The sequence below is a fragment of the Streptomyces sparsus genome, assembly GCF_054776295.1.
Genome location: NZ_BAAHCA010000723.1, coordinates 1 through 2,522 on the forward strand (window position 1 = coordinate 1; position 2,522 = coordinate 2,522).

The window sequence follows — 2,522 nt, forward strand, 5'->3', positions numbered from 1 at the left end:
GGCTGCGTGCCGCCGTCCCGCGGGGTCTCGCCGGACGGCTCGTCGGTGGTGACGGCCAGGCCCGCGGGGCGCTCGACGGCCCGGCGGGAGCCGTAGCGCCGGTGCACGGCCTGCTTGGTGACGCCGAGGGCGGAACCCACCGCGTCCCAGGAGAACCCCAGCGAGCGGTCGAACTCCACGGCGGAGGTGACCAGCGTCTCGACGCTGTCCCGGAGTTCCTGGGCCAGCCGGACGGTGGGGGCCGGCGCCCGGCCGTAGACGACGAAACCCGCCGAGGGGCCGGTCCGGCGCGGCCGGTAGACGTTGCCCAGTTGTGCGGTGAGGGTACGCAGCGCGTCCACCTGCCGGCGGACCCGTTCGATGTCCCGCACCAGCAGGTGCAGGCTGGCTCGTGCCTGGGCGTCGTGGGTGGCGTGGTCGGCCATGAACAAGCCTCTCGGACCGGCGTGGAGTGAACGGAACAGGGCCGCGCGCTGCGGCCCTTTCAGGCGGGTCGGCTTCTCGGGTGCGGTCAAGTCCCCTTGACCAACGCGGCAACGGGCGCTCTGGTCACGGCCCGGGGGCGTGCCGACCGTCCTCAAGGCGTGCGGCGAAGGCCGTGCGCCCCCAAAGGCGCCGGACGCTGACGGACCGTAGACTGACGCGTCAGTCCGCGCAGTCCTGGAGAGGTAGTCCCGTCCCGATGAAGCTCGTCTTCGCCGGCACCCCCGAGGTCGCCGTGCCCGCCCTGGACGCCCTGATCGCCTCCGAGCGACACGAGGTGGCGGCCGTCGTCACCCGCCCCGACGGCCCCACCGGCCGCGGCCGGCGCCTGGTGGCGTCCCCGGTGGCCCAGCGCGCGGAGGAGGCGGGCATCGAGATCCTCAAGCCGGCCCGCCCCCGCGACGAGGACTTCCTCGACCGGCTCCGCGAGATCGCCCCCGACTGCTGCCCGGTGGTCGCCTACGGCGCCCTGCTGCCCGCCGCGGCGCTCTCCGTCCCGGTCCACGGCTGGGTCAACCTGCACTTCTCGCTGCTGCCCGCCTGGCGCGGCGCCGCGCCCGTCCAGCACGCGCTGCTCGACGGCGACGAGGTGACCGGCGCGGCCACCTTCCGGATCGAGGAAGGGCTCGACACCGGTCCCGTCTACGGCGTGGTGACCGAGGAGATCCGCCCCACCGACACCAGCGGCGACCTGCTCACCCGGCTGGCCTTCGCCGGCTCCGGCCTGCTCGCCGCCACCATGGACGGCATCGAGGACGGCACGCTCGACCCCGTGCCGCAGCCGGCCGAAGGCGTCAGCCACGCACCGAAGATCACGGTGGAGGACGCCCGCGTCGACTGGACGGCGCCCGCCCTGCGGGTCGACCGGGTGGTGCGCGGCTGCGCCCCCAACCCGGGAGCGTGGACGCTCTTCCGTGGCGAGCGGCTCAAGCTGGTCCAGGCCGCCCCCGCACCTGACCACCCCGCTCTGGACCCCGGCGAGATCGCCGCCGCCAAGAACTCCGTGCACGTGGGCACCGGTTCGCACCCGGTGGAGCTGGTCTGGGTACAGCCGCAGGGCAAGAAGCCGATGAAGGCCGCCGACTGGGCCCGCGGGGTACGGGTGACCAGCGGTGAACGGCTCGGCGCGTAGGCTGGAGCTTTGCCGTCCCAGTTCCGGAGCACCTTCCCTGTGACCGACCAGGCCCGCCGCAAGCCCGGCAACCGTCCCGCCAAGCCCTACCGCCGTCCCGTTCGGGACCCGGTGCGCATCGCCGCCTTCGAGGCGCTGCGGGCGGTCGACGAGCGCGACGCGTACGCCAACCTCGTCCTGCCCCCGCTGCTGCGGGCCGCGGGCGAGGCCGGCGACTTCGACGCCCGGGACGCGGCGCTCGCCACCGAGTTGGTCTACGGCACCCTGCGGCGCCAGGGCACCTACGACGCGATCATCGCGCGCTGCGTGGACCGGCCGCTGCGGGAGGTGGACCCGCCGGTGCTCGACGTGCTCGCACTCGGTGCCCACCAGCTGCTGGGCACCCGCATCCCGGCGCACGCCGCGGTCAGCGCCAGTGTGGAGCTGGCCCGCTGTGTGCTCGGCGACGGCCGCGCCAGGTTCGTCAACGCCGTGCTGCGCCGCATCACCGCCCACGACCTGGACGGCTGGCTGGACGTCGTCGCGCCGCCCTACGAGGACGACCCCGAGGAGCACCTCGCGGTCGTCCACTCCCACCCCCGCTGGATCGTCTCCGCGCTCTGGGACTCACTCGGCGGCGGGCGGTCCGGTATCGAGGCGCTGCTGGAGGCCGACAACGAGCGTCCCGCCGTGACGCTCGTCGCCCGCCCGGGCCGGTCCACCACCGAGGAACTGCTGACCGGTGACGCGCTGCCCGGCCGCTGGTCCCCCTACGCGGTCCGGCTCGCCGAGGGCGGCGAACCCGGCGCGGTGGAGGCCGTCCGGGACGGACGGGCCGGCGTCCAGGACGAGGGCAGCCAGCTCGTCGCCGCAGCCTTCGCCAACGCCCCGCTGGAGGGCGGCGACACCCGCTGGCTGGACGGCTGCG

3 protein-coding genes are annotated in these 2,522 nt (G+C 75.1%); 2 read left to right on the forward strand and 1 reads right to left on the reverse strand.

Annotated features, from left to right (window positions below):
* Positions 1–425, reverse strand: a 425-nt coding sequence (locus ACYVE9_RS22620; protein ID WP_461029733.1) for a hypothetical protein, incomplete at its 3' end; no start/stop codon positions are given.
* Between the two features lie 257 nt (positions 426–682).
* Between ACYVE9_RS22620 and fmt the strand changes: the two genes are divergently transcribed.
* Entirely contained in the window at positions 683–1,615 is a 933-nt protein-coding gene (gene fmt / locus ACYVE9_RS22625) for a methionyl-tRNA formyltransferase (protein ID WP_461029734.1), read from the forward strand.
* A 39-nt stretch (positions 1,616–1,654) separates the two neighbouring features.
* Positions 1,655–2,522 (forward strand): transcription antitermination factor NusB (locus ACYVE9_RS22630; RefSeq protein ID WP_461029735.1); only part of this gene is annotated, 868 nt, incomplete at its 3' end.

What these genes read in the sequence shown, in the direction of transcription:
- fmt (WP_461029734.1), top strand. Translation starts at nt 683, where the DNA reads ATGAAGCTCGTCTTCGCCGGCACCCCCGAGGTCGCCGTGCCCGCCCTG.